Source organism: Spirochaeta dissipatitropha, from assembly GCF_054657935.1.
On the sequence record NZ_BAAHXT010000002.1, the window covers coordinates 190678 to 205063 of the forward strand.

14 protein-coding genes are annotated in these 14386 nt (G+C 47.5%); 5 read left to right on the forward strand and 9 right to left on the reverse strand.

The window, feature by feature from the left end; translation table 11 throughout:
• Positions 1-4 precede the first annotated feature (4 nt).
• From ACYQ2L_RS02750 to ACYQ2L_RS02765, 4 genes are all read right to left on the reverse strand, one after another.
• Complete coding sequence (locus ACYQ2L_RS02750) at positions 5-712, reverse strand: response regulator transcription factor (RefSeq protein ID WP_460051149.1); 708 nt, start codon at positions 710-712, stop codon at positions 5-7.
• A gap of 122 nt (positions 713-834) precedes the next feature.
• Positions 835-1539 carry a hypothetical protein gene (locus ACYQ2L_RS02755; RefSeq protein WP_460050798.1) on the reverse strand — a complete coding sequence of 235 codons (705 nt, stop codon included), beginning with the start codon at positions 1537-1539 and terminating at the stop codon, positions 835-837.
• A gap of 114 nt (positions 1540-1653) precedes the next feature.
• Positions 1654-1860 (reverse strand): hypothetical protein, encoded by a 207-nt coding sequence (locus tag ACYQ2L_RS02760; RefSeq protein ID WP_460050800.1) that lies wholly within the window; start codon positions 1858-1860, stop codon positions 1654-1656.
• A gap of 27 nt (positions 1861-1887) precedes the next feature.
• Positions 1888-2226 (reverse strand): arsenate reductase family protein, encoded by a 339-nt coding sequence (locus tag ACYQ2L_RS02765; protein ID WP_460050802.1) that lies wholly within the window; start codon positions 2224-2226, stop codon positions 1888-1890.
• A gap of 53 nt (positions 2227-2279) precedes the next feature.
• Here ACYQ2L_RS02765 and ychF point away from each other — a divergent pair, with 53 nt between their 5' ends.
• The 4 genes from ychF to ACYQ2L_RS02785 all read left to right on the forward strand — a co-directional run bounded on the left by ychF (position 2280) and on the right by ACYQ2L_RS02785 (position 5356).
• Positions 2280-3389, forward strand: a complete 1110-nt coding sequence (gene ychF / locus ACYQ2L_RS02770) for a redox-regulated ATPase YchF (protein WP_460050804.1) — start codon at positions 2280-2282, stop codon at positions 3387-3389.
• 76 nt (positions 3390-3465) lie between these two features.
• The gene (locus ACYQ2L_RS02775; protein ID WP_460050806.1) at positions 3466-3603 is read left to right on the forward strand and encodes a hypothetical protein; all 138 of its coding nucleotides are present in this window, start codon (positions 3466-3468) and stop codon (positions 3601-3603) included.
• A 114-nt stretch (positions 3604-3717) separates the two neighbouring features.
• Positions 3718-5007, forward strand: a complete 1290-nt coding sequence (locus ACYQ2L_RS02780; protein ID WP_460050808.1) for a tetratricopeptide repeat protein — start codon at positions 3718-3720, stop codon at positions 5005-5007.
• 1 nt (position 5008) lies between these two features.
• Positions 5009-5356 carry an Hpt domain-containing protein gene (locus ACYQ2L_RS02785; protein WP_460050810.1) on the forward strand — a complete coding sequence of 116 codons (348 nt, stop codon included), beginning with the start codon at positions 5009-5011 and terminating at the stop codon, positions 5354-5356.
• Positions 5357-5404: 48 nt separating this feature from the next.
• Here the strand turns inward: ACYQ2L_RS02785 and ACYQ2L_RS02790 are convergent, their stop codons facing one another.
• From ACYQ2L_RS02790 to ACYQ2L_RS02810, 5 genes are read right to left on the reverse strand one after another with little or no spacing between them, the layout of a single operon-like run.
• Positions 5405-9844, reverse strand: a complete 4440-nt coding sequence (locus ACYQ2L_RS02790) for a hybrid sensor histidine kinase/response regulator (protein WP_460050812.1) — start codon at positions 9842-9844, stop codon at positions 5405-5407.
• Positions 9841-10185: a ferredoxin-thioredoxin reductase catalytic domain-containing protein gene (locus tag ACYQ2L_RS02795; protein WP_460050814.1), complete on the reverse strand. Its 345-nt coding sequence runs from the start codon at positions 10183-10185 to the stop codon at positions 9841-9843. The genes ACYQ2L_RS02790 and ACYQ2L_RS02795 overlap by 4 nt, the downstream gene beginning before the upstream one ends.
• Positions 10186-10207: 22 nt before the next feature.
• Positions 10208-10513 carry a glutaredoxin family protein gene (locus ACYQ2L_RS02800; protein WP_460050816.1) on the reverse strand — a complete coding sequence of 102 codons (306 nt, stop codon included), beginning with the start codon at positions 10511-10513 and terminating at the stop codon, positions 10208-10210.
• Positions 10514-10562: 49 nt separating this feature from the next.
• Complete coding sequence (locus ACYQ2L_RS02805) at positions 10563-11393, reverse strand: hypothetical protein (protein ID WP_460050818.1); 831 nt, start codon at positions 11391-11393, stop codon at positions 10563-10565.
• Positions 11394-11406: 13 nt separating this feature from the next.
• On the reverse strand, positions 11407-13158 hold the full coding sequence (locus tag ACYQ2L_RS02810; RefSeq protein WP_460050820.1) for a formate--tetrahydrofolate ligase: 1752 nt from the start codon (positions 13156-13158) through the stop codon (positions 11407-11409).
• 58 nt (positions 13159-13216) lie between these two features.
• Here ACYQ2L_RS02810 and ACYQ2L_RS02815 point away from each other — a divergent pair, with 58 nt between their 5' ends.
• The gene (locus ACYQ2L_RS02815; RefSeq protein ID WP_460050822.1) at positions 13217-14386 is read left to right on the forward strand and encodes a PAS domain-containing sensor histidine kinase; all 1170 of its coding nucleotides are present in this window, start codon (positions 13217-13219) and stop codon (positions 14384-14386) included.

Genomic DNA, 14386 nt, shown 5'->3' on the forward strand with positions numbered 1-14386 from the left:
CGCCTTATGCAGTGGTAAAACGAAATCCAATACCTCTCACTGTCTTTATTAATTCAGGATTGGCTGCATCATCTTCAATCAGGCTTCGTAACTGACGGATATGCACATAGAGAGTATTATTGCTTCCATCCTCATGATCATCCCAGCAGTGATTAAGAATGGACTCCTTTGTGAGTGTCTGGTTCTTGTTCTGAATAAAGTACAGCAGAAGTTCGAATAATTTTCGTCGAATTTCAATCGGCTTTCCATCTTTCAGGAGTTCGTTACTGCGCAAATTCAGGGTCAGATTGCCAATGCTGATGCTGTCATCAATGAATGTCTCTCTTTTTGTATTAGAGAAAGCGCTTTGTCTCTTCAACTGACGTTTGACGCGGCTGAGCAGCTCTTCTGAGTAGAATGGTTTGGTCAGATAGTCATCACAGCCGATTTCAAATCCATTAACCTTTATACTGGTATCCATGCAACTGGATACGATTATTACCGGGATGAATTCATCCTGCCTGCGGATCAGTCTGAGAATATCAAGGCCATGGCTATCGCCTAATATAAGGTCCAGTAGAACAAGGTCAAATCGTTCGTTCTTCAGGCGCGAATATGCCGATTCTGCCGAACTTGCTGCAGTGACTATGTAGCCATCCTTTTCCAGCGTGCCTGTCATATACTTCCTCAATTGAGAATTATCCTCTACAAGCAGAATCGATTTATGGTGCATCAATGGTGACTCCGGTTCAAATTATAACAGGATATTATAACAGCGTTTATTAACATAAGTTTAAATCCGGAGAGTGCTGGAGTTTTCACTCCAGCGCATCATCCGGATGACAGTCAAATTACTTAGAGCCTGATCACGAAATTGGCACCGCTTGTGAATCTCAGAGGCGACATTCTGCCAATGGGGTACTCTACATCAAAATACGCGCCGACACCATTCTTGAGAAGATATCCGAAACGAATTCCAAGGTCGAAGTAGTGTCCGGCTGCAGCATCTTCAGAAGCATTGTCGAGGCCATCGGTTCCTGTGTTTCCGGATAAAATTTCTTCTTTCATCATGCCGGGAATATCCGGGAATACACCGAAGTATCCGAGAAATGGCTGGATATAAAGTGAGTCTCCACGGTTTCCATCATTATCAGTCGGTGTAAGACTGAAGCGGCCCTGGGCACGTAGTGCTGCATCCATCCCGAGACCAAAACCTACAGAGAGTTCACCACCAGCGTGTATGTCCATAATGCCAGCACTGAATACCGGGTACATTGCACCTGCATTGATACCAACCCGCAGACTGGTAATCAGGGTCAGCAGACCGAGAAATTCAGAGAGCACATATTGTTCATCCGCAGAAAGATTTAATTCGGGTTCTGCAAGAACACCCGCCCAATTATAAAGACCAAATGCGCCAAACGCACCTACGTCAACAAGTAAGGGGCTGTCTCCGAACATGTAGGCACTCTCTGTCTCCTGGGCAGCCAGGGCACTGAGAGAGAACATGCTTGTAAGCATGCATACTATGAGTACAACTGCAACTCTGTTTTTTCGCATATCAAAACTCCTTTGATGTTTCCAGTTCTTCTGGAACTATTTGTTTCATCATAGGAGTGTCTTCTTAAATCAATCTTAAATCAGCGAAAATCCTGTCAGCGGATGCAGTCTATACTATTTGTCTTCCAGCAGACTTTGAGCGTATGCGCTTTCATCCAGGGCCAGACGTCGTTCTTCGAGTTCTAGTTCACGTTCACGAAGGCTGAGTTCCTTCTGTTTGTTCTTCATTGCCTTGGAAGCCACAATTCCGCCTACGACTATTGCCGGGAGAAATACGAAAATACTGATCACTGATACGATACTGACCATAAAAGGGTCCACTGTCTGCTCCTTGTTTGCTGTATGCTGTTATTCAAGAATTTCCTGCAGGAAGTCTGCATCGAAACCAATGCAGGCTTTTGGGCTGCTTCGGATAACCGGGGTTTTAAGCAGTTCGGGATGCTCAAGCAGTTCTTCCCGCGCATCATACTCCATCCAGGCCATGCCGCGTTTCTGGTATAATTTGCTGTTTTCATCTACAAGTGCGGCATGACTGCCTACAGCCGCAGCGACGCTGTCGAGTTCACGGGGACTCATCGCTTTCTGGCTCAGGTCGATAAACTGGTAATTCTGTCCTCGTTCCTTCAAGAATCGTTCGGCTTTCTGGGTCTGCTTGCATTTTTTACCGCCAAATATCTGTATTGCCATAACTGCAGTGTAACAATCTTGCCTGAATTTGAACAGCCAGATATACTCCGCGCATGGCTTTAAATTGTGGTATTGTCGGTCTTCCCAATGTAGGCAAGTCGACCCTGTTTTCAGCGCTGACCTCAGCTCCGGCAGAGGCAGCCAATTATCCGTTTTGTACTATTGATCCTAACAAGGGTATAGTTGATGTTCCTGATCCCCGGCTGAAGTATATAGCCGATCTGATCCAGCCCCAGAAGGTTATTCCTGCAATCTGTGAATTTCTGGATATTGCCGGTCTTGTAGAAGGCGCCAGCAAGGGAGAGGGACTTGGAAATAAATTCCTGGCCCACATCCGTGAGACAGGAATTATTGCCCATGTTGTCCGCTGTTTTGATGACCCAGATGTCGTTCATGTAGCAGGCAGCGTGGATCCTGCCCGGGATATCGAGACGATCAATATCGAACTGGCCCTGGCCGATCTCGAAACAGTAGAGAAACGCCTGGTTCGCATGGAAAAAGAATCCCGTTCCAATAACCGTGATGCAGCCAAAAAAGCACAGGCCAGCGTTCCTGTTCTCGGCAGATTGCGGGATTCGCTTTCGCAGGGAATACCCGCTCGCAGCATTGAGCTGGGTGATGATGAACGCGAGCTGATCCGGGACCTGCACCTGATTACCCTTAAAAAAACATTATATGTCTGCAATGTAGATGAGGGAGCACTGGAAGGAAATAATCCTCTGGTAACCCAGGTAGAAGAAATAGCAGCAGGGGAAGATGCAGAAGTGATCCGCATCTGTGGACAGCTCGAGGCTGAGATTTCGGCTCTGGAAACCATAGAAGAGCGTGAGGAATTTTTGAAGGAAGCAGGGCTGGAGGAATCAGGTCTCGATCGTCTGATACATGCTGCGTATCACCTCATGGGCCTGCATACCTATTTCACTGCTGGTGAGAAAGAGGTTCGGGCCTGGACAATACCGCAGGGTGCATCAGCTCCCCAGGCAGCAGGAGTTATTCACAGTGATTTTGAACGTGGCTTTATTGCCGCTGAGACCTTTCATTACAATGACTTGCTGGAATACAGTAGCAAACAGAAAGTACGTGAAGCAGGAAAATTGAGAATCGAGGGTAAATCCTATATTGTGAAGGACGGCGATATTATCGAATTTCGCTTTAATGTCTGATCTTAAAAATTGATTGATTACCGGAAAGCGTGTATAATACCCCAGTCAAAATTGTTTTTTCTAAGGTGGACGAGTTATGGCATATAAACTAGACGGTGCAAAGTTTCAGTCAATTGAAGAACTTATTGAGTCGATGTACGTTTTCTATCAGGATAAAATGTCCAGAGAGGAATTTGAGGCATATGCAAGGGAAAACGCAGAAGAGACTGACTAGATCATATCTGCTGATATTACCGTAAACCCGCATACTGAAAAGATGCGGGTTTTTTTATGCCTGAATACAGCAAGTCTGTTTGCAGAAAAACTGAATACATCATACAATTCAAGCATGCAGCGTTCACGACTTGTGTTTCCGGCGTATCCGGTAGCCGGAAAATTATCTTTCATGCAATGGTATCAGCGTCAGCATGATTCACTTGAAGCTTGTGTGTTCGATCTGCAGCGAAAGCTGCGTACTGTTATCCGACAGCATGATCTTCACCCGACAATTAAATACAGGGTCAAAACCTTTCACAGCTATTTCGAGAAGCTGCAGAGACGGGCCCGGCAATGCGGCCTTGAAGAGGGTAATGTAGAAATTAACGATGTTCTCGGTATGCGAATCATTTGTCCCTTCATTGAGGATCTTCATGAAGTTGAAAAGATTCTGCAGAATAATTACGAGGTCCTTGAGGTAGAGAGAAAGGGCTCTGAGTATTCATTCCAGGAATTCGGATATGAATCTACACACTATCTACTGTGGGTTCCGCAGCAAATGGCTGAAGAGTATGATCTTGAACCGGATATGTTATTTGAAGTACAGCTCCGGACGATACTGCAGGATGCATGGGCAGAAGTCGAACATGAGCTGATCTATAAAGCCGACTTTACTCCCTTTGATCTGCCACTGAAGCGGAAACTTGCGGCATTGAATGCTAATCTTTCACTGGCGGATATAATCTTTCAGGAAATCAGAGACTATCAACGTCAGCTGCATCTACAGATGCATCGTCGGCGTGAAACCTTTTTATCCAGCCTGCACACAATTCTGGACAACGAAATGCAGCATATACCCGTTCGGCTTGGTGAATCCTCTGGCTTGAACGAAGGAGATGTGGATGAAGAACCGGCTTCAATTCGTGAAGGTGGAGCGGTTTCTTCAGTTGAAAATATTGATGCCTATTTATTGCGGGCATTATATGCACATAACTCCGGTAAATATGATGAGTCGATAGAGTTGTACTCAAGCATTTTATCGGGAAGTCCAGAAGATTTTGTCAGGGCCATTATTTATGTTCATCGTGGAATGGCTCTATTTGCCAAGGGGAATTATGATGACGCAGCGCTGGATTTTAAACGGGCACTGGACATAGACCCTGAAAACGGGAAGGCATACTATTACCGTGGAGTTACCTGGTATATGATGCATAATCTCGAATCTGCAGTTGGCGATCTGGATCTGGCACTTGATTATGGGTATCGGGAGTTTGACTGCCTGTTCAGCCGGGCTCTGGTTTTTTATCATCTCGGGGACCTGCAGAGTGCGCTCATTGATTGCGATATGGCACTGGAAATAGATGATGATTCCCGATCTGTACGAAGGCTCAGGACATTGATCGTCCAGAAGCTTGGAGTGTGAAATGGATAAGAAGCGCTTTCAGAAATTTTCCTGTAAATTCGAAGGCTTTGAGGATGTTTTCGCCCGCATGGTCTCACTTTTTCTGCAGGATGTACCACAGCGTAGGTTCGAAATAAGCTCCGCTGTCGAAAACCGGAACTGGGAAGATGCCGGGAAGGCAGCCCATAGCCTGGTTAATATAACCGGAACTATGCAGGCATTTGAATCAGCCGAGCTTGCCCGGAAATTTGAAGCTGCGATCCGGGCCAGAGCATATAATGAGCTGCCTACGCTGCTCGCAGATCTCGACATGGAACTGGAATCCTCACTGGCAGTGGTCCGTGAGTATCAGGAAAACCAGAAAGCTTAGAGCAGGTACCGGATAAAGATACAAGAGCTCCCCGTACCTTCAGGCAAACTAATTTTTACTGAATAGCTCCTGCAGTTGACTGAATACATCCCTCAGATTTTCCATTCTCTGATCCAGTTCTTCGAAGCGTTTGCTCGTGCAGCAGGTCTCGATTTCAGCCGCTCTGTTACGAAGCGCCGGGCTACCGAGGTTAGCTGCCGATCCTGAGATCTTGTGAGCTTGTTGCCGAAGCAGCTCGAAATCGGCGGCTGTATGGGCTTTTTCCAGCTCGGATATCTGTTCAGGCAGTTCACTCATGTACCGGGTAATCATGCTCTCCACCAGAGAAGTGTCATTCATAAGGCGTTCCTGCAGATCCTGTCTGTCAAAAAGCTTTTCTTTTTGCTGGGATGTACGCTCGGTACTGCTGCTCTCGGTCTGAACGGGTTCTTCAAGCCATCGAAAGAGAATATCCCGAATTTCCCGGCCATTGACTGGTTTCGGTACGTAGTCGTTCATTCCACATTCAATACATTTTTCCCTGTCACCGCTCATTGCATAGGCAGTCATTGCGATGATCGGAATCTGTGGATTGAGGACGCCTGAATCAGGATCACGGATAATTCTTGTAGCTGTGTATCCATCCATAACAGGCATCTGGCAATCCATAAAAACCAGGTCATACGATATGTAGCGTAATGCTTCGACTGCTTCCTTTCCGTTGCCGACGGCGATTGCTTTGCACCCGAGTTTTGTAACGAGGGCAATCGCTACATCCTGGTTTATCGGTGCATCTTCTGCTATGAGAATTCTTGGCGTCCAGCTGAGTTTTTCCATCTGCAATTCTCTGTTGAGGGAAATGTGCTGGTCATGATCTGACTCAGGAAGTTGTAGTACTCTATTAATAGCTTGGGACAGGATCCATGGTCGAACTGGCTTATCAATACAGGGGACAGTGGCGAGTTCACTGGAAGGCTGGGTATATCGTCCGAGTTCACGCATCAGAATCAGTTTGTTGTGTTCCTGCTGCTCAAGTAACTGATTGAATATGGTTCCATAAATGTCCCGATATTGTGCAATAATTATTTCGGTGTCTGGCTGAGTTAAAAGACTGGATTCATCACTCGTTTCACGGCAGATGCAGCCCCAGGTTTCGAGCTGCAGACTTATACTTCGTCTTACCCCGGGGTGTTTGTCGAATACGACGAACCTTGTGCCAGCAAGATCATCGTGCTTTGAAGGCCTTGCTGGCTCGGTAACCTGGAAACGGCTGGTAAACCAGAATGTCGATCCCTGATCTGGTTTGCTGTGCACACCGATACTGCCTCCCAGCATATCAGTCAGCTGTTTACAGATTGATAAGCCCAGACCGGAGCCCCCTTGCTTGAAATCAAATCCGGTATCCAGTTGAGTGAAGGGGGTGAAAAGACTATCTATCTTGTCTTCTTCAATCCCGATCCCACTGTCGGTTATCTCACAGCGAAGACTGATTTCATTCATTTGAAGCTGTGTGGAGCTCAGATGGATGCTGATTTCACCCTGAGAGGTGAATTTGACCGCGTTTCCTACAAGGTTTATGAGAATCTGTCTCAGCCTGGTAGCATCGCCGCGCAAGCTTACAGGGACATTGCTATCTATGTTGATTATCAGTTCAAGACCCTTCTGATATGCCCTGACTGACAGCATTTCACACATGTCATCGATAATACCTTCAAGATTAAAGTTCTGATTCTCAAGCTCGAGTTTTCCTGCTTCAATCTTCGAGAAATCAAGTACATCGTTAATGAGTGTCAGTAATGCTTCTCCGCTGGTCCCCAATGCCTGTGTATAGCGCTGCTGCTCAGTGTCAAGTTCGGTATCCTGCAGGAGACTGGTCATGCCTATAATACCATTCAGTGGGGTTCTGATTTCATGACTGACGTTTGCAAGGAATTGACTTTTAGCAATATTTGCAGCCTCGGCACGCCGGTTTGCTATTCTCAGTTCATCCTGGGTCCGCTTACGTTCGAGTAGCTCCAGTTCCAGTTCAGCTGTACGTTCAGAAACCTTTTTTTCCAGCAGCTGGTTCTGGATGCTGAGAGCTCTGGTCCTGGTGCTGATGATATACCAAAGGAGTAGTCCTGATAAAACAGCAGCGAGAATGCGGAACCAGGTTGTCGCCCACCATGGCGGGCTGATGTGGAGTTCTATTGTTGCTGCTGATCCAGTCCAGCTTGAATGGTCCGAAGTGCCCTCAACTACAAATTTGTATCTTCCAGGCGGCAGATTAGTATACTCGGCGAAGCGTCTTCCACTGACGACTGTCCAGTCGTTCTCAATGCCTTCCAGGCGATAGCGGAAGCGGTTGCTGTTGGGAGACGAAAAATCGGTTGCAGTGAAATAGAAAGCAATCCAGTTCTGGTCATACGGCAGGGTAATCGAGTTGACCCTGTAGGATGGGCCCTGTTCGGTATAAGGTTGATTCATGACCTGGATATCGGTAATCAGTGTTCGGCTGTCGGTGGGTCTTGTGGGAATAAGAAAGTCGGATCCGATTCTTGTGATGTTGGCAAAAGCCCCGAAAAGCATGTCTCCGTTGCTGAGTTTTGCTGAACCAGAGGAGAAATCCCGTACCTGCAGACCATTTCTTTCATCGATAATCCTGATTGTTCCACTTTCGGGATCAAGGACATTCAAGCCGTTCGCGGTAGATATGAAGAGCTCGTCATTCGGTGCCTGCAGGATGGCTGCAACCACGTTTGAAGATAAGCCGTCCGAAATCAGAAAATTTCTGAAGGTCCCGGAGTCTTCCTCGTACAGGCTGACCCCTCCAGCTCGTGTTCCAATCCAGATTCTGCCCTGTCTGTCTTCAAAAAGGGTTCTGGTACTGTCGCTGGCTATGCTGTTCCGGTCATCAACATCATGGAGGTAGCGCCTCCATTCTCCGGTTTCGGGGTCAAAGAGACTTATTCCAAGATTTGTAGCAGCCCAGATTCTATCCTTGCTGTCCACAAGTAATGTAAACACAAGATTGTCTGATATACTGCTTCTGTCATCCGCTGAGTGGCTGTGATGAGTCATGACACCATTTCTGTCCAGATGAAAGACTCCCTCACTGTATGTATTAATCCAGATTCCGTCATGGTTGTCTTTTTTTATACCATAGACAATTAAATTCTGATTAATGATACCTTCCGGATCAGGGTCAATCTGTGCACGGGAAAAGCTTTCAGTGGCGGGATCCCAGCTGAGTATGCCGCTGTGTGTAGCTACCAGTACCTGATCGCTATCCAGACGAAGGAAGCTGTTTATACGGTTATCTGCCAGGCTGTCCGCACGTTCAGGATCGTGCCGGTAATTGATTATGGCTCCATTCTTGATTCTGACAATGCCTGATGTCTGGGTAGCCAGAAGAATATCTTCATCACTGAGTGGATAGATAGCATTTATTCTACCTTCTCCCAGATCACTGGGACTCAGCCCCAGTGATCTCAGGTAATCAAAATCGCTTTTATGCGGATCCAGCTTGCTGATACCATTTCCATTTGTTCCGATCCATATAACCTCTGTAGGATCCTGATACAGGGAGTACACAATATCATGTGCCAGTGATTTATCATCATTCCGGTCGTGCTGATAATGGAAGTAGGTAGCGCTCTCCGGGTCATAGCTGAACAAGCCATGTCCCCAGGTACCGGCCAAAAGATCTCCGTCCTTATTCAGCATCAAGGTATAGTAGGGTACGCGTGGAAGAGGAAGCTCTCTGATGTCGCCGCTCTCAGGAGAGAACTCCAGAACTCCTCCATCCCAGGTGCCCAGCAGAAGATTTCCATCCGCATCGCCGGTAATTGTCATGACATAATTACTGCTTAGTCCGTCCTCCATAGTATAATGCCTGAATGCATACTCACCGGCAGGATCTTTCTCGAGGAGCGACAGGCCGCCAAGGCTGCCAATCCATAAATTCCCTGACTCGTCACGGTACAATGCCCTGACAGTATTATTCGGAAGATTGAAGCGGGTGAAGATTCCGGCTTCAGGATCATCAAGACGGTTCAGGCCATTCAAGGTGGCTGCCCAGATTGTGCCTTCCTGGTCTGTTTCTATCGCAGTTACGACATTATCGCTTATGCTTCGGCGATCCTCTGGATTATGGGGATATCTGGTTATGTTATAGGTTTCCAGATCAAACAGATTCAGCCCACCGTATGTTCCTACCCAAAGCTTATTCCCGTCGCCCAGGTGCATGGACTGTACCAGTTGGTTGGATAGACTGTTGAGTACAAAGGGTTCGTTGGTGAACAGCTGCATATCGTAGCCATCGTAGCGGTGAAGCCCAGCCTGGGTGCCGAACCATAGAAAGCCTGCTTCATCCTGCACTATCGAAGAAACGGATGTGTTTATGAGGCCATCGGTGGCATTGATGTTCTCGAAGCGGTGGGGCAGAGCCTGGGCTGAGAGGCTGAAAAGTCCGGGCACAATTCCGCCCATGAGCAGCAAAGCTGCAGCAGAAATGCGCAGCTTCATCATTCTTCATCCCTGTCCGGTCTGCGTTCCGGAATCTGGGCAGGAGTTTTACCTGAGTCAGCAAATTGCGGGGAAACAAATAATGCACAAAAACAGTGTCCGTATTCCTCGATATCTGCCTTTGCATATACGCAGGGACAGACAATATCCTTATCACATTCGCGGCTTCCTTCACCGTCCCGGCATGGACACAGAAAATAGCCATGCCGATTATAGTTCTTTTTCAGACCATCCTGAATTGTTCCTGTAAATTCACTGTCCGAGTTGAGTTGCCAGTTCTGCTTTTCGGCAACCTTCGTTACGAACAATTTTACATCTGCGTCAGATTTTTCATGATGTGACACACGCAGCCTCCTGGTAAATGGCTTAAGCCTCGATTGACAGAATTTTCTTCCATTTGTCCTCATTAAACCCGGATACAGCTTCGCTGTCATCAATTACCAGGATAGGAAATATAGGAATATTCTGGAATCGTTCTTTCAGATCTGCTTTTACTGCACGCTTGACTTCCGGGTCGAGTTCATCCAGGTATATATATGAGAAGGAGAGATCGTGTTTCTGCAGGAATTTCATAGCAGTCCTGCAGAAGGCACATGTAGACAGGGCATATATCTCTAGTGTCCGGCCGTTATGCGTGCCTTCGACCGGCTGCATCTGTATCTTGGTGTTCATATATAAAACATAGGCCTGCTGAGAGGATTTATCAAGCAAAAAAACTCAATTATTCTGCACTGTCCTCGGTATTTGCAAGCGGTTCCCTGTTGTCAACACCGGCCAGCCGTTCTTCAACCATGGTCAGTTTCTGCTGTAGACTGCTTATGGTTCTTTCAATTCTCTGTTTTTCTTTTCTGAGAATCTCAAGTGGATCATCGCTTTTCTGTTTTTTGGTCATAAGCGAGCGTTTGACACTGTCGGGACTCTGTCCGGAGAGGAAGGCGGTTTCTGCTCTCAAGCGTTCTTTCTCGTTCCGGATACCGGCAACTGTTTTCATGTTTTCATAACCAAGATCAGGGTTAACGTTAAAGGCATGAAACTTGATTACGGTGTTGGCATCTTTGGTATTCAATCCCAGAACCCGCTCCACATAATCCTCGAAGCGGGCATTATGTTTTCGGCAGAGTTCAGCAGCTTCTCCAAGGACAGCTCCGAATTCCTTCATGAGCCGCCCGTTCTGCCGCATGAACTGTTCACGAATACGCTGTGTCAGGTCCTGGAATTCCTGGGTAGTGTCGAAGACATTCCTGAATACTCCCAGCTCTTCGGCTTTACCGAGTAGTTCGTGGAGTATATTCCTGAACTCAACAGTATGTGCCCGTGGTCCAACCGGAACCGGGCTTTTACTCATATGTACATGATGAGCGAATTCGTGGATAGCGGTATACATCATTTCGTTGTCATCACTGAAGTTCTTGTTGTGAATGATGATCTCGCAGCTATCAGGCTTGTATAGCCCGTTTACCCGTTTGCTTTGTTTTCCTGAGAGAATGACTGTAAATTCCAGCACATCTCCGTCCAGCATGAGCAGCTGTTCCTTGATCTGATCCTGATTCATGTGTATCCCTTATTTATGATAGCCCTATTATGTCACCGCTTAGCGGATCCAGGTCAATATCCATAAATCCCGGTCGACTGGGCAATCCTGGCATTGTACGGATATCACCTGCGAGTGCATAGAGGAAGCCAGCTCCAGCGCTGAGCCGGAGGTCGCGGATCGGGAATACATATCCTTCGGGGGCAGCTCTGAGCAGGGGATCATGACTGATCGATAAATGTGTTTTGGCTGCACATATAGGGAGGTCGGCATATCCCATATCAGTAAATTTCCTGATCATGGCTTTGGCTGCCGGCTGGATTTCTATGTCCGCAGCCCCATAAAGTCCGCATGCGAGCGCACGGAGCTTGTCTTCGATAGAGTCTTTCAGATCATAGGTAAACCTGAATTTTGATGAATCAGCACTGTCGCATGCCCTGACGACTGCCTGGGCAAGTTCTTCTGTTCCCGCGCCGCCATCAGCAAAGCCGCTGTGTACAACAGCATCGCTGGCGCCTGCAGAAAGAGCCTCATCCCGTATTGCCTCCCACTCAGCCTTGGTGTCAGTCGGGAAGGCGTTGATTGCCACCACAACCGGGAGTCCGAAGGAGCGTACATTCCGGATATGAGCAGCCAGATTGGCACAGCCGCGACGGACCATGGCGGTATCTTCCTTCTCGTATTCCGGTGGAATATCCTTTCCAGGGGTCAGTCCTGCACCTCCTCCGTGATATTTCAGTGCACGGACAGTAGCAACCAGAACCACAGCATCCGGAATCTGTCCGGATGTCCGGCATTTAATATTGCAGAATTTCTCAAATCCGATGTCGGCTGCAAATCCGGCTTCGGTAACTACATAATCAGCAAGTGACAAGGCTACGTCATCAGCGATAATCGATGAATTGCCATGTGCGATATTTGCAAAGGGTCCGGCATGAACCAGGACCGGCTGTCCTTCTATAGTTTGAAGCAGGTTAGGCTGGAATGCTTCCTTTAACAGAGCAGTCATTGCTCCTGCAGCACCAAAATCATCTGCTGTGATTGCTTCTCCCTTGCGTGACCAGGCAGGAACCACACGACCAATTCTCTCACGCATATCTGTCAGGGATCTGGAGAGAGCAAGAATTGCCATCAGCTCGCTTGCAACCGAAATATCAAAGCCGCTTTGCCGGACCGGACCATCGCCTTTTTCACCAAGTCCGATTATTACATTTCTGAGAGCACGGTCACTCATGTCTACTACACGGCGCCAGGCTACAGCATCTGGATCTATATTGAGCTTATGCAGGCCCTTGCTTGCGAAATATTTATCGCCCCATCTGCTTTCGTGATAAATTCTTGCATCAATTGCTGCAGCAAGGAGGTTATGAGCTGCCGAGATAGCATGTATATCGCCTGTGAGGTGAAGATTCATGGCTTCCATGGGGATAACCTGACTGTATCCTCCACCTGCAGCCCCACCTTTAATGCCGAATGTCGGACCCATGGATGGCTGACGGAGAGTGGCGGCGGAGCGCTTGCCGATTTTACCGAGCCCCTGTGTCAGAGCTACGGATGTTGTAGTCTTACCTTCACCGAACGGAGTAGGTGTTATTGCAGTGACATTTATGTATTTTCCTTTTTGACCGTTGAAGCCTCCAAGGCGTTTTCTGAGGGCCTCAATATCTATTTTTGCAACCGTTCTTCCATAGGGAATTAATTCATCCTGGGTGAGCCCAAGTAGCGCTCCCACTTCAGTCATCGGAAGTAATGGTGATTCTGCAGCGATCTGACCATCGGTTTTCATGTTATCTCCTTGTTCTTCTTGCACGGCTGTACACTGTACTGTATGATTTACAGTGTATATGGCAGACCAGAGCAATTCAAGCAGTATTTATACTGAGCCTGATGCGGACAGGCTGTACAGAATAATCGATTCAACTCCACTCGGGATCTGCATAACCAGTGCGGATGGATACTTTGATTATGTTAATCCGACATACTGCCGTCTCTATGGCTACAGCCGGGAAGAACTCCTTGGAAATCATTTCAGTATGGTTGTCCCTGAGGAATCCAGAGAACAGCTTATCAAGCTCCATAAAAGCTTTATGCTTCAGGAATCCGAGCTTAGAGGTGAATGGACAGTCAGGCGGAAGGACGGCAGTCTTCTGAATATTCTGGCTGATGCTGCATTTATCGAGGATGTTGACGGGCCCAAGAAAGTCACCTTTATCATTGATATTACCGAGCGTAAGACCATGGAGCTGGAACTGGAGCGCACGGTTGAGCGCTTGAACAGGGAAATTGAAGAACGGAGTCGCCTTGAACGGACCAAGGATGAAGTCGAGAAAATGGTACGGCATGATCTGCGGAATCCCCTGAATGCCATGCTGATTGCTACCCAGCTTCTATTGAGCGATGAACTCACTGACAAGCAGAAGGATCTGGTTAATATGATCCAGGATTCAGGGCAGAAACTGCACTATATGATCAGCAGTTCCATCGACCTTATCCGCATGGAAGAGGGAAAGTACGTACTCTCACCGCGCTGCATCCGGATTACAGATCTTGTGCGTATTGTAATGCAGGAGACCACACCAGCCCGCGAGGCTCACTCTGTCCGCGTGGAACTGCTCTATAATTCCGGGCCAATGATGGGCAACCTTGATCTCTGCCTTGAAGGTGAAAAAATTCATCTCGAGAATCTGTTTTCCAATTTACTTCGGAATGCCGCTGAAGCGAGTCCTGAGGGGGCAACAGTGACCTGGGAGGTCACTGAATCGGGAGACAACTACCTGTTCAGAATTCATAATGACGGTGTAATACCTGATGACATTCGATGTTCATTTTTCCAGCGATTCAGTACCAGCGGGAAGCGCAATGGCACAGGCTTGGGAACACATATCGCAAAGCTTATCACCGAGGCTCACAAGGGACGGATCTGGTTTGAAAGCAGTGAGTCCAGTGGAACAAGCCTGTTTGTGGAATTGCCGAAATTCCAGTCTGTATTCGAAGATTTTTTGCAGCAGGGCTGA